This window comes from Geobacillus sp. Y412MC52 (assembly GCF_000174795.2).
GTDB classification, from domain to species: domain Bacteria; phylum Bacillota; class Bacilli; order Bacillales; family Anoxybacillaceae; genus Geobacillus; species Geobacillus thermoleovorans.
Genome location: NC_014915.1, coordinates 272,590 through 292,168, shown reverse-complemented (window position 1 = coordinate 292,168; position 19,579 = coordinate 272,590). Strand labels below are relative to the sequence as shown.

Annotated in this window: 17 protein-coding genes, 1 rRNA gene, 2 pseudogenes and 1 riboswitch; of the genes and pseudogenes, 4 read left to right on the top strand and 16 right to left on the bottom strand. The window is 53.6% G+C overall.

Annotated elements, in window-relative coordinates; genetic code table 11:
* Positions 1 to 9: 9 nt before the first annotated feature.
* The 11 genes from purH to purE all read right to left on the bottom strand — a co-directional run bounded on the left by purH (position 10) and on the right by purE (position 11,554).
* Positions 10 to 1,548 (bottom strand): bifunctional phosphoribosylaminoimidazolecarboxamide formyltransferase/IMP cyclohydrolase, encoded by a 1,539-nt coding sequence (gene purH, locus GYMC52_RS01585; protein WP_013522823.1) that lies wholly within the window; start codon positions 1,546 to 1,548, stop codon positions 10 to 12.
* Complete coding sequence (gene purN, locus GYMC52_RS01580; protein WP_013522822.1) at positions 1,511 to 2,143, bottom strand: phosphoribosylglycinamide formyltransferase; 633 nt, start codon at positions 2,141 to 2,143, stop codon at positions 1,511 to 1,513. Before purN ends, purH begins: the two co-directional genes overlap by 38 nt.
* On the bottom strand, positions 2,140 to 3,180 hold the full coding sequence (gene purM, locus GYMC52_RS01575; RefSeq protein ID WP_013522821.1) for a phosphoribosylformylglycinamidine cyclo-ligase: 1,041 nt from the start codon (positions 3,178 to 3,180) through the stop codon (positions 2,140 to 2,142). Before purM ends, purN begins: the two co-directional genes overlap by 4 nt.
* A 123-nt stretch (positions 3,181 to 3,303) precedes the next feature.
* Positions 3,304 to 4,716 (bottom strand): amidophosphoribosyltransferase, encoded by a 1,413-nt coding sequence (gene purF / locus GYMC52_RS01570; protein ID WP_013522820.1) that lies wholly within the window; start codon positions 4,714 to 4,716, stop codon positions 3,304 to 3,306.
* Entirely contained in the window at positions 4,692 to 6,920 is a 2,229-nt protein-coding gene (purL, locus tag GYMC52_RS01565; RefSeq protein ID WP_013144130.1) for a phosphoribosylformylglycinamidine synthase subunit PurL, read from the bottom strand. Before purL ends, purF begins: the two co-directional genes overlap by 25 nt.
* Complete coding sequence (gene purQ, locus GYMC52_RS01560) at positions 6,904 to 7,590, bottom strand: phosphoribosylformylglycinamidine synthase subunit PurQ (protein ID WP_013522819.1); 687 nt, start codon at positions 7,588 to 7,590, stop codon at positions 6,904 to 6,906. Before purQ ends, purL begins: the two co-directional genes overlap by 17 nt.
* The gene (gene purS, locus GYMC52_RS01555) at positions 7,587 to 7,841 is read right to left on the bottom strand and encodes a phosphoribosylformylglycinamidine synthase subunit PurS (RefSeq protein WP_013522818.1); all 255 of its coding nucleotides are present in this window, start codon (positions 7,839 to 7,841) and stop codon (positions 7,587 to 7,589) included. The genes purQ and purS overlap by 4 nt, the downstream gene beginning before the upstream one ends.
* Positions 7,829 to 8,557 (bottom strand): phosphoribosylaminoimidazolesuccinocarboxamide synthase, encoded by a 729-nt coding sequence (gene purC / locus GYMC52_RS01550; RefSeq protein WP_013522817.1) that lies wholly within the window; start codon positions 8,555 to 8,557, stop codon positions 7,829 to 7,831. Before purC ends, purS begins: the two co-directional genes overlap by 13 nt.
* Positions 8,558 to 8,632: 75 nt before the next feature.
* Complete coding sequence (gene purB, locus GYMC52_RS01545; protein WP_013144127.1) at positions 8,633 to 9,928, bottom strand: adenylosuccinate lyase; 1,296 nt, start codon at positions 9,926 to 9,928, stop codon at positions 8,633 to 8,635.
* Positions 9,925 to 11,073: a 5-(carboxyamino)imidazole ribonucleotide synthase gene (gene purK / locus GYMC52_RS01540; protein WP_013522816.1), complete on the bottom strand. Its 1,149-nt coding sequence runs from the start codon at positions 11,071 to 11,073 to the stop codon at positions 9,925 to 9,927. The genes purB and purK overlap by 4 nt, the downstream gene beginning before the upstream one ends.
* Entirely contained in the window at positions 11,066 to 11,554 is a 489-nt protein-coding gene (purE, locus tag GYMC52_RS01535; protein WP_013522815.1) for a 5-(carboxyamino)imidazole ribonucleotide mutase, read from the bottom strand. Before purE ends, purK begins: the two co-directional genes overlap by 8 nt.
* Positions 11,555 to 11,664: 110 nt before the next feature.
* A riboswitch (purine riboswitch) is annotated at positions 11,665 to 11,766 on the bottom strand.
* Positions 11,767 to 11,914: 148 nt separating this feature from the next.
* On the opposite strand from purE, the gene GYMC52_RS01530 reads away from it, so the two are divergent.
* The gene (locus GYMC52_RS01530; protein ID WP_013144124.1) at positions 11,915 to 12,358 is read left to right on the top strand and encodes an Hsp20/alpha crystallin family protein; all 444 of its coding nucleotides are present in this window, start codon (positions 11,915 to 11,917) and stop codon (positions 12,356 to 12,358) included.
* Between the two features lie 254 nt (positions 12,359 to 12,612).
* On the opposite strand, the gene rrf is transcribed toward GYMC52_RS01530, so the two are convergent.
* The 5 genes and pseudogenes from rrf to GYMC52_RS19130 all read right to left on the bottom strand — a co-directional run.
* Positions 12,613 to 12,729: ribosomal RNA gene (rrf, locus tag GYMC52_RS01525) — 5S ribosomal RNA — on the bottom strand.
* 750 nt (positions 12,730 to 13,479) lie between these two features.
* A complete protein-coding gene (locus GYMC52_RS01520) occupies positions 13,480 to 13,755 on the bottom strand; it encodes a transposase (protein WP_255347861.1) in 276 nt (91 codons plus the stop codon).
* A gap of 254 nt (positions 13,756 to 14,009) precedes the next feature.
* Positions 14,010 to 14,541: pseudogene (locus GYMC52_RS18320) on the bottom strand (IS1634 family transposase); the annotation flags it as partial.
* A gap of 318 nt (positions 14,542 to 14,859) precedes the next feature.
* Positions 14,860 to 15,423 (bottom strand): hypothetical protein, encoded by a 564-nt coding sequence (locus GYMC52_RS01510; RefSeq protein WP_013144123.1) that lies wholly within the window; start codon positions 15,421 to 15,423, stop codon positions 14,860 to 14,862.
* Between the two features lie 145 nt (positions 15,424 to 15,568).
* A pseudogene (locus GYMC52_RS19130) lies at positions 15,569 to 15,709 on the bottom strand (IS4 family transposase); the annotation flags it as partial.
* 127 nt (positions 15,710 to 15,836) lie between these two features.
* Between GYMC52_RS19130 and GYMC52_RS01505 the strand changes: the two are divergent.
* The 3 genes from GYMC52_RS01505 (at position 15,837) to fumC (ending at position 19,538) form a co-directional block, all read left to right on the top strand.
* The gene (locus GYMC52_RS01505) at positions 15,837 to 16,307 is read left to right on the top strand and encodes a YjdJ family protein (RefSeq protein WP_041468649.1); all 471 of its coding nucleotides are present in this window, start codon (positions 15,837 to 15,839) and stop codon (positions 16,305 to 16,307) included.
* A 184-nt stretch (positions 16,308 to 16,491) separates the two neighbouring features.
* On the top strand, positions 16,492 to 17,772 hold the full coding sequence (locus tag GYMC52_RS01500) for an IS110 family transposase (protein ID WP_013522812.1): 1,281 nt from the start codon (positions 16,492 to 16,494) through the stop codon (positions 17,770 to 17,772).
* Between the two features lie 395 nt (positions 17,773 to 18,167).
* The gene (fumC, locus tag GYMC52_RS01495) at positions 18,168 to 19,538 is read left to right on the top strand and encodes a class II fumarate hydratase (protein WP_013522811.1); all 1,371 of its coding nucleotides are present in this window, start codon (positions 18,168 to 18,170) and stop codon (positions 19,536 to 19,538) included.
* The last annotated feature ends 41 nt before the right edge of the window (positions 19,539 to 19,579 follow it).

Genomic DNA, 19,579 nt, shown 5'->3' with positions numbered 1-19,579 from the left:
TTGCCACACTTAATGTTTAAAGTGGCGCACGCCGGTGAAGACCATGGCGATGCCGTATTCATCCGCTTTGCGGATCGAGTCGGCGTCGCGAATCGAGCCGCCCGGCTGAATGATCGCGGTAATGCCGGCTTTCGCCGCCGCCTCGACCGTATCGTCCATCGGGAAGAACGCATCGGACGCCAACACGGCGCCAACCGCCTGTTCCCCAGCCTGTTCAATCGCAATTTTGGCCGCGCCGACCCGGTTCATTTGCCCGGTGCCAACGCCGACCGTCATCCCGTTTTTGGCCAGTACAATCGCATTCGATTTCACATGTTTGACAACCTTCCAAGCAAACCGAAGCTGTTCGCGCTCAGCCTCGGTCGGCTCGCGCTTCGTTACGACATTCCATTCGGCGTCTTCAAGCGTGAACGTATCGGCCTCTTGGACGAGCAAGCCGCCATTGACGGAAACGAGCATGTTTTCCTTGACGTCCGGCCCGGTAAAATCAAGCGTCAACAGACGGATGTTTTTCTTTTTCGTCAAAATGGCAAGCGCCTCGTCGCTGAATGACGGAGCGATGACGATTTCCAAAAAGATGTCGTGCATCCGTTCGGCTGTTTCTTTGTCCACTTCACGGTTGACCGCAATAATGCCGCCGAAAATCGAGACTGGATCCGCTTCATACGCTTTCGTAAACGCCTCAAGAAGCGTCGCGCCGACGCCGACGCCGCATGGGTTCATATGTTTGATGGCGGCCACAGCCGGCTCTTGAAATTCGCGAATGAGGTTGATCGCCGCATTGGCGTCGTTAATGTTGTTGTACGACAACTCTTTGCCATGCAGCTGTGTCGCGTTGGCAATCGAGAACGCCGCACCGAGCGGCTTGGCATAAAACGCTGCCGATTGATGCGGATTCTCGCCATAGCGCAATGATTGTTTTTTCGTATACGTGACCGTGAGCGTTTCCGGATAGTTCTCTCCGGTGAGGTTTGTCAAATACTCCGCAATCATCGCGTCATACGCCGCCGTATGGCGGAACGCTTTCGCCGCCAGTTGTTGCCGCGTTTTTGCTTGGATCGAACCGGTCATTTTCAGTTCTTCAATCACTATCGGATAGTCGGCTGGATCGACGACAATCGCGACATCAGCATAGTTTTTCGCCGCCGCCCGCACCATCGTCGGGCCGCCGATATCGATGTTTTCAATCGCCTCGGCGAGCGTCACATCCGGTTTGGCGATCGTTTGTTGGAACGGATACAAGTTGACGACGACCAAATCGATCGGGCGAATGCCGTGCTCTTTAAGCGCTGCTTGGTGGCGCTCATCGCTGCGCACCGCCAAAATGCCGCCGTGAATGGCCGGATGCAATGTTTTGACGCGCCCGTCCAAAATTTCCGGAAAGCCGGTGACATCGGAAATCGAAATGACGGGAACGCCGGCGTCTTCAAGCGCTCGTTTTGTCCCACCGGTCGAAATGATATCAATGCCAAGTTCAGCCAGCTGCTTCGCAAACGGAATGATGCCTTCCTTATTGGACACGCTGATCAATGCTCGTTTCACTGCCATCGTTCTCGATCCTTTCTTCCTGTTGTTCCTTTTCCCCTAGCAGCATGCGCAACACCGTCGGGTACAGCTCGTGTTCGACTTGATGGATGCGCGCCTCAAGCGCCTCGATCGGCTCGCCCGGCACGATCGGAACAACGCGCTGGGCGATGACCGGCCCGGTGTCCATCCCTTCATCAACGTAATGAACGGTGACCCCTGTTTCCAAAACGCCAGCCCGATACGCTTGGCCGATCGCATCCTTGCCCGGAAACGCCGGCAGCAGCGACGGATGAATGTTGACGATTTTCCCTTCATAGGCGGAAAGCAAAGTCGGCCCGATCAAGCGCATATAGCCGGCCAACGCAATCCAGTCGATTTGGCGTTCCTTTAGCTCACGCAAAATCTCGCTCTCAAACGCCGCTTTGGACGGGTAGTCTTTTGGAGAAAACACAAACGCCGGCACGTTTTCGCGCGCCGCTCGTTCAATGACTTTCGCACCTGGGCGGTCGCAGACCAAAAGCGCTACTTCCGCGGGCACCTCGCCGCGCTTGGCCGCGTCCACGATCGCTTGAAAGTTCGTGCCGCTTCCTGAGGCGAACACCGCCAGCCGCTTCATGCCCGGCCCCCTCCAGCAAACGACACGCCCGCTCCTTCGGCCACTTCGCCGATGATGTACGCCGGTTCGCCTCGTTCCGAAAGCCACTCAACAAGAGGCGCCGCCGTTTCCGGACTGACAGCGAGCACAAGGCCGATGCCCATATTAAAGACGGAAAACATCTCTTCTTCCTCAAGCTCGCCTTTTTGGCGCAACAAGTCAAAAATCGGCAAAATCGGCCATGAACCAAGCTGAATGCGCGCGCCGATTCCTGGCGGCAGCATGCGCGGAATGTTTTCGATCAACCCGCCGCCGGTAATATGCGCCATCCCTTTGATCGTAAACCGCTCGCGCACAGAGCGCAACAGTTTCGCATAAATGCGCGTCGGCTTCAATAACTCCTCGCCGAGCGGAACATCAAGCGGCTCGTAAATCTCATTAAGCGACAATTTCGCTTGTTCAAACACAATGCGGCGCACAAGCGAATAGCCGTTGCTGTGAAGGCCGCTTGATGGCAGGCCGACAAGCGCATCGCCCACTTGAATCGTCTCTCCGGTTATGAGTCGCTCTTTTTCCGCAACGCCGACCGCAAACCCAGCCAAATCATACTCATCTTCATCATACATTCCTGGCATTTCCGCGGTCTCCCCGCCGATCAAGGCGCAGCCGGCTTCGACGCAGCCGTCGGCCACCCCTTTGACGATGGCGGCGATTTTCTCCGGCACCGCCTTGCCGCAAGCGATATAGTCGAGGAAAAAGAGCGGCTCCGCCCCTTGGACAATAATATCGTTGACACACATAGCGACACAGTCGATGCCGATCGTATCATGCCGGTCAAGCAAAAACGCTAGTTTCAACTTCGTTCCGACACCGTCCGTGCCGGAGATGAGCACCGGCTGGCGGTAACCAAGCGCGGATAGATCAAACAAGCCGCCAAACCCGCCGATCCCGCCCAGCACTTCGGGACGCATCGTTTTTTGCACGTGCTCTTTCATGAGGGCGACGGCCTGATAACCAGCCTCGATGTCGACCCCTGCTTGTTTGTATGCCTTTGCCACGTCAACTCCTCCTTTTCGCCGCCCATCACGCTCAGGACGCCAGGCGACGCTCTTGTTGCGCAGCGTTTCTCTCGCGGAAACGCGCCACCACACTCGTCAGCTGCACCGGTTATACTTCCTCCATCATTTCATCGTCAGACATGGCCGCGCCGCTTGACTGAGGCGGGTCGGATATTGGCCAGTGAAACACGCCAAACATTGCCCGCGCTGCGGCGAGACGTCCGGACGCCCGATGGCCTCAAGCATCCCTTCCTGGCTGATAAAGGCGAGGGAATCAGCGCCAATCAAGCGCCGAATCTCTTCAACAGTGCGATTCGCCGCGATCAATTCTTCCTTTGACGACGTATCAATGCCGTAAAAGCAAGGATGGGTGATCGGCGGCGCGCTGATGCGCACGTGCACTTCGACCGCTCCCGCTTCGCGGAGCATCGAGACGATGCGCCGGCTCGTCGTCCCGCGCACGATCGAATCATCCACCATCACAACCCGTTTGCCGGCCACAACCCCGCGCACCGGCGACAGCTTCATTTTCACTCCTTGCTCGCGCAACGCCTGCGACGGCTGGATGAACGTCCGGCCGACATATCGGTTTTTAATCAACCCCAATTCGTATGGAATGCCGCTCGCCTCAGCGTAGCCGATGGCAACAGAGATGCTTGAGTCCGGCACGCCGGTGACGATGTCGGCCTCTGCTGGCGCTTCCAAAGCCAGCCGCTTTCCTAAGTTTTTTCGGGCCGTATGGACATTGATGCCGTCGACATGGCTGTCCGGACGAGCGAAATAAATGTACTCCATGCTGCAAATCGACCGCGGCTGCCTAGAAGCGAACCGTTCTGAACGCACCCCTTCGCGGCTGATGATGAGCAATTCCCCAGGCGCCACTTCCCGCTCGTATGTGGCGCCGATGACGTCAAACGCGCACGTTTCCGACGCCACGACATACGCCGAGCCGAGCCGGCCGAGCGACAGCGGCCGAAACCCGTGCGGATCAAGCGCCGCATAGAGCGCCTTTTCCGTCAGCAGCAAAAACGCAAACGCCCCTTCGATCTGACTGAGCGCCTCTTTCATTTGCTCGACAAACGTCGGCGCTTGGCTGCGGCGGATGAGATGGGCGAACACTTCCGTATCCGATGTCGTCTGAAAAATGCTTCCTTGTCCTTCAAGCGCGAGCTTCAACTCGATGGCGTTTGTCAAGTTGCCGTTATGGGCCAACGCCATCGCGCCGGTTTGCGAGCGGAACAAGAGCGGCTGCACGTTTTCATAGCCGCCCCCACCCGCCGTCGAATAGCGGACATGACCGATGGCCGCCGCCCCTTTGAGTGCATCGAGCGTGCCGCTTTGAAACACATCGGTCACCAGCCCCAGCCCTTTATGACCGGATAAGCTCCCGTTATGCGCCGCCACGATGCCGGCCCCTTCCTGCCCACGGTGTTGCAGGCTGTGAAGCCCGTAGTATGTGAGCCGGGCGGCGTCTTCATGCCCCCAAATGCCGAAAATGCCGCACTCCTCGTTCAATCCTTTGATTTCAGCAAGCATGGAATAGCCCCTTTCCAGACATTTCGCATCTTGGCAACGGAAAGGTGAATGAGCGTCTCACCGTGCTCCCCGTTCACCACGAATGCGCCATCGTCTGTCACTTCGCCAATTTGTTTCGCTTCAACCAGTTGCTCAAACGCCTCTTTTTGCTCTTTTTTCACCGAGACAACAAAGCGTGATTGCGTTTCGCTGAACAGTTCACTGACGAGGTCACCGCCGATCGTCACCTTGGCGCCAAGCCCCGAGGCACCCATGACACACTCAGCAAGCGCAACGGCTAATCCTCCTTCGGCAATATCATGCGCTGACGCCACCACCCCCGCGCGGATCGCTGCAAGCAGCTGGCGCTGGCGGCTTGCTTCCACCTCTAAGTCAATCTCCGGTGCTTTTCCAAAAATGCGGCCTTCCAGCCATTTTTGCAACTCGCTGCCGCCAAACTCCGGCTTCGCCTCGCCGATCACGTAAATGAGGTCGCCCGCTTGCTTAAACGACTGAGTCGTAATATGGGAAAGATCATCAATGAGACCGACCATGCCAACGACCGGGGTTGGGTACACGGCCTCGCCGTTCGTTTCATTGTACAGCGAGACGTTGCCGCTCACGACCGGCGTCCCGAGCGCCCGGCACGCTTCGCTCATCCCGTCGACTGCTTTTTCGAGCTGCCAGAAAATCTCCGGCTTTTCCGGGCTGCCAAAGTTGAGGCAGTCCGTAATGGCGAGCGGCTTCGCTCCGGAGCAGACGACATTGCGCGCCGCCTCGGCGACGGCGATTTTCCCGCCCGTTTCTGGATCCAAATACAAGTAGCGCGAGTTGCAATCCGTCGTCAGCGCGAGCGCCTTGTTCGTGCCGCGGATGCGCACGACCGCCGCGTCCGATCCGGGGGCGACGACCGTATTCGTCCGCACCATATAGTCGTACTGGTCGTACACCCATTCTTTGCTCGCAATCGTCGGCTGGGCGAGCAGCCCGAGCAATGTTTGGTTGTAGTCTTCGATGTGCGGAATATACGGCGGCATCGCTTGAAACTCGCGGTAATAAGCCGGCTCCGCAGACGGTTTATGATACACCGGCGCGTCTTTCGCCAAGGCGTCCACTGGAATTTCCGCCGCCACCTCGCCGCGGAAAAACAGACGAAGCATTTTGTCATCGGTTACTTTTCCGATTGCTTTGGCCTCTAGGCCGTATTTGGCAAAAATCGCGGCGATTTCGTCTTCACAACCTTGCTTGACAACAAGCAACATCCGTTCCTGCGATTCGGACAGCATCATTTCGTACGGCGTCATGCCTGCCTCACGCTGCGGGACGAGATCCAAATTCATTTCAATGCCAAATCCGCCTTTGCTTGCCATCTCGGCGGATGAACTCGTGAGTCCTGCCGCCCCCATATCTTGAATGCCGACTAACGCATCGGACTTGACTGCTTCAAGACACGCCTCAAGCAGCAGTTTTTCCATAAACGGGTCGCCGACTTGCACGGCCGGACGCTTTGCTTCCGACTGTTCGCTCAACTCTTCCGAAGCAAACGTCGCCCCGTGGATGCCGTCGCGGCCCGTTTTCGCCCCGACGTACATGACCGTGTTGCCGACCCCGGTCGCCACGCCGCGCTGAACGTCCTCATGGCGGATGATCCCGACGCACATGGCGTTGACCAATGGGTTGCCTTCATACGCCGGGTCGAACTGCACCTCGCCGCCGACAGTTGGGATGCCGACGCAGTTGCCGTACCCGGCAATGCCAGCGACGACCTGCTCAAACAAATATTTGACGCGCGGCGACGTCAGTTCGCCAAACCGAAGCGAGTTCAAAAGCGCGATCGGCCGCGCCCCCATCGAAAAGACGTCGCGGATGATGCCGCCGACCCCGGTCGCCGCCCCTTGATACGGCTCGATCGCTGACGGATGGTTATGGCTTTCGATTTTAAACGCCACCGCCAGCCCGTCCCCAATATCGACAATGCCCGCACCCTCACCCGGCCCTTGCAGCACGTGCGGACCATCAGTCGGGAATTTTTTCAGCACCGGCTTCGAGTTTTTGTAGCTGCAATGCTCCGACCACATGACGGCAAAAATGCCGGTTTCCGTGTAGTTCGGCAGTCTCCCCAAAATCGCTTCAATGCGCGCAAACTCTTCATCTGTTAACCCCATCTCACGGTACAACTTTTGTTCTTTGATCATCGCCGCGCTCGGCTCAAGCAGTAACGACATGCGTCTCCCTCCAATAGTTGACGATCGATCGGAATAGTTTCAATCCGTCCGCGCTGCCGAGCAAGGCGTCGACCGCCCGCTCCGGATGCGGCATCATGCCGAGCACATTGCCCTGTTCATTGACGATGCCGGCAATATCCGCCAAGCTGCCGTTCGGATTTTCTCCATGGTAACGGAACACGATTTGCCGGTTCTTGACAAGGCGCTCGAGCGTCTGTTCATCGCAATAATAATTCCCTTCACCATGGGCGATTGGAATTGTAATGACTTCGCCTTTTTCGTAGGCAGACGTAAACATCGTTTCATGATTTTCCACCGTCAGCTGGACCGGCCGGCAGATGAATTTCAACCCTTGATTGCGGCGCATCGCCCCAGGAAGCAAGCCGGCTTCAAGCAAAATTTGAAACCCGTTGCACACCCCAAGCACCGGTTTTCCGGCGTCAGCTGCCTGTTTGACGGCAGCCATTACTTTCGAAAAGCGGGCGATCGCCCCCGAACGCAAGTAATCGCCGTACGAAAAGCCGCCTGGAAGCAAAATGGCGTCAAAACGGTCTAGATCGTCCTCGTCATGCCAAACGTATTCGACCTCTTCGCCAAGTTCATCGGCGATCGCATGATACATATCGACATCGCAATTCGATCCCGGAAACACAACGACGGCAAACTTCATCGGGCGACGGCCTCCTCGATTTCATAGCGGTAGTCTTCAATCACCGGGTTGGCAAGCAGTTTTTCACACATCTCGCGAACGAGCTCGTTGATGTCGCGGTCGCTCTCTTCAATCACGAGCTCCATAAACTTCCCGATTCGTACATCTTTCACTTCCGTATACGATAAGCTGTGCAGCGCCCCTTTTACAGCGATCCCTTGCGGATCCAACACACTCTCTCGCAACGTGACATACACTTTTACTTTGTACATGCCGATTCTCCCCCTAACCGTTGTAAAATGACTTCGTATGCGTCCGTCAAACTGCCCAAGTCGCGGCGGAACACGTCTTTGTCGAGCTTTTCGTTCGTCTTTGCGTCCCATAACCGGCACGTGTCCGGTGAAATCTCATCCGCCAAGAGGATGGCTCCGTCTGCTGTACGGCCGAACTCAAGCTTAAAATCAATCAACCGCACGTTCCGCTCGGCAAAATGGAGGCGCAGCACGTCATTCACCGCCAGCGCGGCCTGCTTCAGCGCGGCGATTTCCTCGCGGCTGGCGAGTTTTAAAATGAAGATATGATCTTCCAACAACAACGGGTCGCCAAGGTCGTCGTTTTTGTAATAAAACTCAACAAGCGGCGCCTCAAGCGGCGTCCCTTCCTCTAGACCGATCCGCTTGGCTAAACTTCCCGCTACCACATTGCGGACAACGACTTCAAGCGGGATGATCGTCACGCGCCGGACCAATTGTTCCGTTGGCGACAGCTTTTCAATAAAATGATTGGCAATGCCTGCTTCGCGCAGCTTCAAAAACAACAAGCTGGAAATCTCGTTATTGAGCCGCCCTTTGCCGGCGATCGTCGCCTTTTTTTCGCCGTTAAACGCCGTTGCGCTGTCTTTGTACTCGACCCAAAGCACATCTGGCTCGTCAGTCGCGTAAATTTTTTTCGCTTTCCCTTCATATAACAGCTGTTGTTTCGTCGGCACGATCAACGCCTCCGTTTATCCAGAAGATTGAAAATCTTTTGTATAGCCGGCCGGCTTCGACCAGCCGGCAGCCGCTCACTCCAACCCTAAGCGGGCAAAAATCGTATCGACATGTTTCAAATGATGACGATAATCAAAACAATCATCGAGTTCCTCTTTCGTCAGCCGGCTCATGATCCGCTCATCCGCTTCAAGAAGCGAGCGGAACGGCACTTGTCTCTCCCACGCTTCCATCGCTTTCGGCTGCACCAAATCGTACGCCTCCTCGCGCGTCATCCCCTTGTCGATCAAGGCAAGCAAGACTCGCTGTGAATAAATGAGCCCGAACGTGCGCTCCATATTTTTTTTCATGTTTTCCGGGTACACAAGCAAATGTTTCACGATATTCGCGAATCGGTTCAACATATAATTCAACGCAATCGTCGCATCCGGCAAAATGATGCGCTCGGCCGACGAATGGGAAATGTCGCGTTCATGCCAAAGCGGCACGTTTTCGTACGCTGTCACCATATACCCGCGGATGACGCGCGCCATGCCGGTCATGTTTTCCGAACCGATCGGATTGCGCTTATGCGGCATCGCTGATGAGCCTTTTTGTCCTTTGGCAAAAAACTCTTCGACTTCGCGGACTTCGCTTTTTTGCAAGCCGCGAATCTCGACGGCAAATTTTTCAATCGATGTCGCAATTAAGGCCAATGTCGCCATATAGTAAGCGTGGCGGTCGCGCTGCAGCGTCTGCGTCGAAATCGGCGCCGGCGTCAAGCCGAGTTTTTCACAAACATACTGCTCCACAAACGGATCCACGTTGGCGTACGTGCCGACTGCGCCGGAAATTTTCCCTACTTCCACCATCTTGGCTGCTTGTTCAAACCGCTCCAAGTTCCGTACCATCTCGGCATACCAAAGCGCCAGCTTCAGCCCGAACGTCGTCGGTTCGGCATGAACGCCGTGCGTGCGCCCCATCATGACCGTGTATTTATGTTCGCGCGCTTTCTCTTTCAGCACTTGAATGAAGTTTTCCAAATCACGCCGCAAAATCGCGTTCGCCTGCTTTAACAAGTAGCCGAGCGCCGTATCGACAACATCGGTCGACGTGAGACCATAATGCACCCATTTTCGTTCTTCCCCAAGCGTCTCAGAAACGGCGCGGGTGAAGGCGACGACATCGTGGCGCGTTTCTTCTTCGATTTCCTTAATGCGGTTGACGTCAAACGACGCGTTTTCACGCAGGCGGCGGACATCTTCTTTTGGGATGACGCCAAGCTCGGCCCACGCCTCGCACGCGAGCAGTTCCACCTCAAGCCATGCCTTAAAGCGGTTTTCCTCGGTCCAAATCGCTCCCATTTCCGGTCTTGTGTAACGTTCAATCATCCTCGTTCCAGCCTCCGATCATGCCAAATTTGCCACGATTCGATTCGCGCCAACGCCGCCTCGACATCGTCTGCCAGCACCGTCACATGCCCCATTTTCCGCTTCGGCTTCGCTTCGTGTTTGCCGTACAGATGGACGTAGGTCCCCCCGTCGAACGCACCGATATGCCGAATGACCGGCTCGACGTGCTCGCCTAAAATATTGACCATCACCGCCGGCTTCAACAATTCGGTCGATCCGAGCGGCCAGTTGCAAACAGCGCGGATGTGCTGGGCAAACTGCGACGTCGCGCATGCATTGATTGTATAATGTCCGGAGTTGTGCGGTCTAGGGGCCAGCTCATTAATATAAATATCCCCGTCCGCAGTCAAAAACATTTCCACCGCCAGCGTCCCAACGAGCGAAAACGATGCGGCCAACACTTCCGCGTAGCGAATGGCCCGCTCTTGCACGCTTTCCGGAATTCGGGCCGGAACGATCGTTTGATGCAAAATGTTCTCGACATGAACATTTTCCGCCACTGGAAAAACAGCCGTCTCACCATCGAGGTTGCGGGCGACAATGACCGACATTTCCTTCACAAACGGCACCCAGCCTTCCAAAATGCATGGGCCAAGCCCAAGCAAATCAGCCGCTTTGGCTAGATCGCCTTCGCCGCGCAGCACATATTGCCCTTTGCCGTCGTAGCCGCCGCGCCGCGTTTTCAAGACGCACGGGAAACCGATCGTCTGAACGGCCTGTTCAAGTTCCTCCGCTCCATTCACTTCGACATAGGGCGCCACCGGCAAGCTGGCATCAACGATCGCCGCTTTCTCCAGCGCCCGGTCTTGCGTCACCGCAAGCAGTCGGCTTCCTTGCGGGACATAGGCGTTTGCCTCCAGCCACTCAAGCGCTCGCGCATCGATATTTTCAAATTCGTACGTAATGACATCGCTCACGCAGGCCAGTTCAGCGATGGCGTCCAAATCATGATAAGGCGCCGTAATCTCCACATCGGCCACTTGCCCGCACGGGGAGTCAGGCGTTGGGTCGAGCACGGCAATGCGAAAACCCATCTCGCGCGCCGCCAAAGCCATCATCCGCCCGAGCTGCCCCCCGCCGATGATGCCGATCGTCTGCCCAGGAACGATCCGTTGCTTAGTCAAATTGATCACTGCTTTCTACGATTTGTTTGCGAATCGCTTCCCGCCGCGCTTTGAGCGCCTCCATATAGCGTGTCTCAAGCAGTCCAAGAATCGATGCGGCGAGCAGTCCGGCGTTGGTCGCCCCCGCCTTGCCGATCGCCACCGTCGCCACCGGCACCCCGCCTGGCATTTGCACAATCGACAATAACGAATCAAGTCCATTCAATGCTTTTGACTGCACGGGCACCCCAATCACCGGCAGCGTCGTTTTCGCCGCGATCATCCCCGGCAAATGAGCCGCCCCGCCAGCGCCGGCAATGATCACGCGGATGCCGCGCTCCTCGGCTGTCTCCGCATACCGAAACATCTCATCCGGCGTCCGGTGCGCCGATACGACTTTTTTCTCAAACGGAACACCCAATTCCTCCAAAATGGCGCAAGCATGTTTCATCGTTTCCCAATCCGAATGGCTTCCCATGATCACCCCAACGAGCGGGCTCATACCGTTTCACTCCTTTTGCTAGCACAACAAAACCCAGAACATGCGTTCCCATCCGTAAACGAGGGAAAGCATCGTTCCGGGCTTTGACAGTTGCTGATCGAAAAAAAGCCAAAACCGATCCTTTCCCTCATAGTCCAATCATTTACGGTGATTGGGTAGAAACTTTTGGGCCATATTCCCAAAATTATATGAGGGATCTTCTCATACACTATGAAGTTACCTTTATAGTAGCAGGTTTTTTTTCGGCGTGTCAAGGAAAAATCGAACATTTAGTATTTCATCAAAGCAAATGTTCGTGTTTTTTGAATCACCAAACGAAGAAGGCGGCATATGATGAATGAGCGGAGGAGGAGAGACACGATGGCCAAAGAAAATCCGTTTACGCCGTTTTCCGATTGGACAAAACATTGGCAGCAATTTTTTCAAAATGATTTTTGGGGAAGCATCCAGCCGTTGCTGCCGTCATCGAACAAGCCATCATCCGGTATGAACATTTACAAAAAAGACAACGAGCTGCTCGTTGTCATCAGCCTCCCGGGGCTCGAAAAAATCGAAGATGCAGAAGTGTATGTATCATACAAAACGTTGGAAGTGAAGGCAACCATTAATCTAAACTTCAAAGGGTTTGAGCTAGTAGAAGAAGGCCTTTTCCAAGGCCAATTCCAAAAAACAATCCCACTGCCGTTCGCCGTCAAAGAGGACCGCATCGAAGCAACATACCATAACGGCCTGTTGTTCATCCACCTGCATCGACTCATCCCTGACGAGCCGAAAAAGAAAATTGTCATCAAAAAAAGCGAATAATCTCCCCCACGAGTCCAAAAAAGGAGATACCTGCCTTTCCGAAAAAAATAAAAAAAGAGGGTGTCCATGCCGTACAGGACACCCTTACGCGAGTTTCCGTTTCCTATCGCTTTTATGAAAAAGGGGGTCTAGGAAACGATGATCACGCTTTACATTTTGGGGGAGAGGATTGAAAATGGCGTCATTCAAAATGACTCATTTCCCATTAGGCAAAAATAATGAGAGAACCATTCAGCTCCCTCATTTTTTTGCCTGCCTAGCAGCGACCTACTCTTGCAGGGGCGCTGGCCCCAACTACCATCGGCGCTGGAGGGCTTAACTTCCGTGTTCGGGATGGGAACGGGTGTTTCCCCTCCGCCATAGCCACTAGGCAAGCGGTTGGATTTTGACATCATTTATTATAACTTGAAAAACAAACAATGTCAAGAAGGAAATTCATTCCTTCAAAACTAGATAACTGTCGGAAGAAGCCGCTCGCCTGCGCTTTTCGCATTGTCCAGCTCCGGCTCGCCGCCGCTCGGGGTCAAATAACCTTCGCCTTCGGGATGTGAACATCCCTGCAGGCGAAGAACATTTGCCCGTCGCGGCGACCCGCTCGCCTGCGCTTTTCACTGTCTAGTTCCGGCCGCCATCGGCTCGCGACGCTTCGGTCCTGCTGCGGCGGCGACAGCCTCCTCGCAGGCCCTCCAGCGCACCTCGCCGATAAGCGGGCGGCCTCCACTTTTCTTGCTGTCCAGTTCCAGCGCCTAGCTCTCTTCTGCCAAATAACCTTCCCCCTCGGGGTGCAAGCACCCCTGCGGGTGAAGAACATTTGGCTTCGAGATCGCCAGGATGGCGATATTTCGCCGTCGCCCGCAGGACGCGGACTGCCTTTAGGCGAAATTGCGGCGCCTCAGCCTTTCTATTGCGCTTCGTTTCGTTCAGTTTTCAAGGAACGAGCTATCCTTTCTTCGTTCGAGGAACTTACCTCCTCGAAAGTGACTCTTACAATATATCACCTTTTTTTGTCAACACATTTTTTACTTTTGAGTCAGTCAAGAGTTTGCGGAGCACTTTTTTCGGTTATATTGTAAATAGCTATAATAGCTATATAAATGCACCTTGAAAAGTTAACTTCTCGATTACGCAACACACCCCAAGCGTCGCAACACGTCTTCCGGGCGTTCCTGAATGGAATGAACAAATCGTTGAACCGCTTGCAGGATCTCATGACGGTCTTTGTGAAAGGCGTTGGCGAACACCGTATCCTTCAGCCATTTCCACAAACGCTCGATCGGGTTGAGCTGCGGCGAGTAGGGCGGGAGATACAAGAAATGAAAACATGGTCCTTCTTCCCGCAAAAACTCCTTCACCATTCGAGCGTGATGAATCCGGGCATTGTCTAGAAGGCTGGTGATTTAGTGAAAGGTCGCGGAAAACGGAATCTCTTCTCAAATTGAGAAGTCCTGTAAAATCAACGCTTCTCTTTCAGCCGAAAGCAACGGGTTCGGCGAAATCGGTCGTTTTTCACCAGCCCTCTAGAATAAGCGCCATGATCCGGTTGGGATGCCGCCCTTTGACCCGAGTCCGACAGTCACTAGGCAAACAAAATGCCTCTCGCCCCTTGATGCAAAAGGGACGAGAGACATTTGGGCACACTTTGGGCGTGTATCTAGGCGCGAGGATGGATGCCTAGGATCTTCGGAGGAGGCTCCAGCCCTAGAGCCGCAAAGAGTTGCGCTTGTTTGGCCGTCAGTTCGGTTCGTTGATAAAGGTCTCCGTTTTTTTGAAGAAAAATGTCCAAGCATGAGACGCTCACATTCGTCTCTTACTTTTGGCCATGATTCATGAGTTCGGATCTCTACGATCCGAACCAGTAAGAGCGCCAGCCAACTGAGCAGCACATGCGCCCGAATGCGGTCTTCCAAGCGATGATACATAGGTCGCAATTCCAATGTAGACTTCAATGTTCGGAAGGCCTGCTCAATATTCACCAGCTGCTTATACCCGATGGCGACATCTTCGGCAGACAAGGTGTCGTCAGATGTCCGGATGAGATATTTGCCGTCGTACTTTTCCGCGCCACGAACCGCCTGCTTGTCGATGCGAAGGGTTCCGTCCTTCAACTGGCGCAAGTATTTTCCGTAGGACGGATGGGAACGCAGCCGGCAGGTCGCCTTATGATGGGCTTCGTTTGGGGTTTGGTGTTCCACGCCGAAGCCACATCCCACCCCAGTTCGGCGGGAGTCTTGGTGAGCACGAGCCGCTTGATCTCTTTCTACTGTTCTTCCGTGAGAAACAGCTCGCGTCCGGGCGCGAAATCCCAGTGAAGAAAGAGGTCCACACCCATACCCATCAAGTTACGAATTTTGATCTTTGTGCATCGTCAAAAACATGGAACATGTGTACATCGGACATGAACGCTTGTACGTTCCACGGTTGGTTTTCCGCCGTCTGACGGCGGAAGAATGACAAAAACGGATGGCGTATGTGCGGAAAAAGCATGTCTATAGCACCACGGGTTAATAATTATATTTTAAATTACCATGTTTAATTTGTACTGTACCAGAACCGTCATTTTTAAATCTAAATGCATAACTACCGGGATGCTTTACCAGTGTAGTGTCTCTCCAATCAAGTGCAGCCCAGCCAGCCACATCTCTCCATACAACTTTACCAGTATATACTTGACCTAGTTTATAAACTTCTACTGCAACTGCCTCAGGTCTATTAATTAGTTCAAATTCAAAAATCCCAGGATTATAAAAATAGTATCCACCATTAATCCAAACGTAATTTGAAAAGGTGGTATTGCCAAAGGAGTATTTTTTAATGCTCTGAGCAGTTACTGTTTGTTCTGCTATAATAGATTTTGTTTTAGGGTCATCTGTTTCGATGGATTTCTCTTCAAGATTAATCGTTTTGATAAGATTATTATTTTCATCATAAATTTCAACTCTTGGAGCTTTATCTCGGTTAATTGCTTGATCATTTACTTGAGCATTTACGGCGTTTGATTCGAATATAAACAAAAGAATAGTCGCCAATGTAATTATAATATGATGAATCTTTTTCATCATTCTCATATTTTTCTCATCCTTTCATTCATCTTTGAACATTTATCTCCACAACATTAGCATTTATTTAAAAATTGACTCTTCACCAGGAACATATGCTTGACAAGCAATGCAATTTCCTACAGGAGGATAGGCAAAACCATTAATGCGTAACCAACAAGAACAAATGAATCAACTTGCGCAACGCAAAGTTTCGGACCAAATCACGATCCCTAACCACTTCAGCCATCCGTTGAATTTCTTCATCAGAAACAAGTTTTTGCATCAAACTTGGAGGTGTGCTATGCTTGTTTATAGAGCACCGCCCGGGTTTGTTTGAATCGTTACTCATCTTCTACAGCAAAGGCACTCTTCTGTCTTTTGGATTTTATTGGATAATCAACACGCCTAGCTTGATATACATTAAGGGAGGTATTGTTGTTTTGTGGATTATTATTCAATTTGGATTAGCCGCTATTTTACTTTTATTTTCTACTCTAGCTGCTTGGTATGAAGGCAGTGCAATATTAGATAATCCTTGGGAATGGAAGCATTCAACACCGTTTTCCCAAATGATGTATGGTCAAGTACATAGTAAAAGTCATATTTCACAACTTGACTACTTTGTATACTCCGCTAAATTTCACCCCTTTTTTCCGATTATCATGGCAATAAGCAGTTTATACTTATTAATTCTTATTGGATACTATTTCTTAAAACCACAGAATAAGAAATTTGCTTGTTTTCTATTCATTTTAGGAGGAGGCTTATTCCTGCTTGGTTGCTTTTTTATGGATTCTACCACAACAGGTGGAAAAATCTTTTTTTATATTTGGTTAGTGAGTGGCTCTTTGTGTACTGCAACAGCTATAACAACTTATTTCCAAGTATTAAATCACAACCCGCGGCGCTAGATAAACTCAAACAAGCATAAAATAGCCATTGCTGGTGAACCCCCTACTAGAATGAAAGTGTCACCCAACATTTGAAAGGAGCATTCCCGTTAGGAGCTTTTCCGGGGACTTGATCAAAAAAAGCCCTCTTGGTATGATGCAGGGGTGTCAAACACATCACTCACCATACCAAGGAGGACTTCAAATGCATTGTACACAAAACTATAAAATTGATCAAGTAACCGAACAAACGCTTGTGGTGGGCATCGATATCGCGAAACGAACCCACTACGCCTGCTTCGTGGATGACCGGGGGCGCGTGCTTCGCAAATCGTTCCCGATCTTCCAGTCGAAAGAGGGCTTTCGCCAGCTGTATGAAGCGATTCAGGAGGCGATGCAAGCGTTCGGAAAGCCGCAGGTGATCGTCGCGGTGGAACCGACCGGGCACTACTGGTTGAACCTGGCCTACTTCCTCGAGGAAAAAGGGATCCCGTTGGTGATGGTCAACCCGGCGCATGTGTGCCGGTCGAAAGAACTCGATGACAACCTGCCGACGAAACATGACGCCAAAGACGCCCTGGTCATCGCCAGACTGGCGAAAGACGGACGATTCCTCGTCCCCCGGCTGTTGCACGAGATCGAAGCCGATTTGCGCGTCGGGAGCACGCTCAAAGAGAAGCTCCGCAAGGAACAGGCAGCGGTGAAAAACGCGATCATCCGCTGGACCGACCGGTATTTTCCGGAGTTTTGGACGGTGTTTCGCGACGTGGGAAAAACGGCGCTTTCGGTGCTGGAGTGGACGCCGCTTCCGGCCGATATGGCCAGCCGATCCGCCGAGGAGCTCATCGAGGTGCACCGGCAAAGCGAAGGGCTGAAATGCCCGCAGAAGGCCAAAATTCAGGCGTTGATCGACGCCGCGAAGGACTCGATTGGGGTGACGGAAGGGACGACGATGGCCCGGTTTGAAATCGCCGCGCTCGTCCGCCGATACCGCCAATTGGAGGCTGAGATCGCCGCGTTGGACGCCGAGTTGAAGGCGTTGGTTCAAACGACGATGGAGTATCAATGGCTGAAAACGGTCGACGGGTTGGGAGACGCCACGATCATCGATCTGCTGGCGGAGATTGGCAGCTTCGCCCATTATCGGGACCCGCGTCAATTGGTGAAGTTGGCGGGCCTGACGCTCAAGGAGAATTCCTCCGGCCAGCGCAAAGGGCAAAAGCAGATCTCCAAACGGGGACGGAAACGGCTGCGATCGGTGCTGTTTCGGGCGATGATTCCGCTGATCCGGCACAACGAGGCGTTTCGCGAGCTGCACGACTATTACACGACGCGCCCCGTCAATCCGCTGACCGGAAAGCAGTCCATCGTCGCGTTATGCCGAAAGCTGTTGAATGTGCTGTTTGCGATTTGTACGAAGAAACAAGCCTTTGACGCCGAGCGAATGAAGCAGGACGTCTTGTCCCAGGTGCACCGGGCGGCCTAAGGCCTCCCCCTGCGAACGGAAGAATCGTTGGACAACAGGATGACACCGGAGAAGCTGGCGTGATCTGATCCATTCGACCTTGAGTCCCCAAAGGAGCTTGGCCGGCCTCCGCCTGATGACGAGACCGAACGAGGGAATGTTGGCCCCAAGACGCCCGGAGACATGGGAGGGTTCGTCCTCATCAGCGACGCGGAGATCCAAGGGTGCATCGAATACGCTTCCTCCCGCGGAAGGAAAATATCCCCAGCCGTGGCCGCGAAGCGCACCCTAGGTCTGTAAGATATCCACAAAAATGAAAAAGGATGTAAGGGATTTTGTCGAAAAATATTTTTTGGACACCCCTGAGGGGCCGAAAAGCCTTGATAAATCAACATTTCTAGAGGGAGGACAACACGATGAATAAACGGATTGAACGCGACTCGCTCGGCGAGGTGCGGGTGCCGGCCGATAAATACTGGGGGGCGCAGACGGAGCGGAGCCGGCAAAACTTCCGCATCGGCAAAGAAACGATGCCGCTTGAACTCATTTACGCCTATGCCGAGTTGAAAAAAGCGGCGGCCATCGTCAACCATCGAGCCGGGAAACTGAGCGAAGCGAAGCAGCGGGCGATTGTGGCCGCGTGCGAGGAAATTTTGGTGGGCCAATGGGATGACCATTTTCCGCTCGTCGTCTGGCAGACGGGAAGCGGGACGCAGACGAACATGAACGTCAATGAAGTCGTGGCGAGACGGGCGAGCGAGCTGCTGGATGAGGGGGAAGGGCGCATTCACCCGAACGATGATGTGAACATGTCGCAAAGCTCGAACGACACATTCCCAACTGTGATGCATATCGCGATCTTCACGAAGATCCAAACGCACCTCCTGCCAGCGCTTGATGGCTTGATCGGGACATTCGCGACCAAAGAACGCCAATATGGGAAGACGATCAAAATCGGGCGCACCCACTTGCAAGACGCGACGCCGCTCACATTTGGGCAGGAGATTTCCGGTTGGCGGGCGATGCTTGAGAAAAGCAAGGCGATGATCATGGAGGCGAGTGAGAAGCTGCTTGATTTGGCGATCGGCGGCACGGCGGTTGGCACCGGAATCAATGCGCCGCCGGGATTTGGCGAGCAAGTGGCCGAGCAGCTAAAAACGCAGACGGGCTATCCGTTCCGTTCTTCAACCAATAAATTCCATGCGCTGACAAGCCATGATGAGATCGTGTATGTCCACGGAGCGTTGAAAGCGCTCGCCGCCGATTTGATGAAAATCGCCAACGATATCCGCTGGCTGGCGAGCGGGCCGCGCTCCGGGCTCGGGGAGATCACGATTCCAGCCAATGAACCCGGAAGCTCGATCATGCCGGGGAAAGTGAATCCAACGCAAAGCGAAGCGATGACGATGGTCGCTGTGCAAGTGTTCGGCAATGACGCCACGATCGGCTTTGCGGCGAGCCAAGGCAACTTCCAATTAAATGTGTTCAAGCCGGTCATCGCCTATAACGCCATTCAGTCCGTGCAGCTGCTCGGCGATGTGATCCGCTCGTTTGATGAACGGTGCGCCCAAGGGCTGGAGGCGAACGAAGCGAAAATGAAAGAATACGTGGACCGCTCACTCATGCTCGTGACGGCGTTGAGCCCGCGTATCGGCTACGACCGGGCGGCGGAAATCGCCAAGCTCGCCCATCGCGAAGGGTTGACGCTCAAGGAAGCGGCGTTGAAAACCGGGTATGTCACGGCGGAGCAGTACGAGGAATGGGTGAGACCGGAGAAAATGATTTAAGGGAAAAGCGCTCATCCCGCTTCCGTGGGATGGGCGTTTTC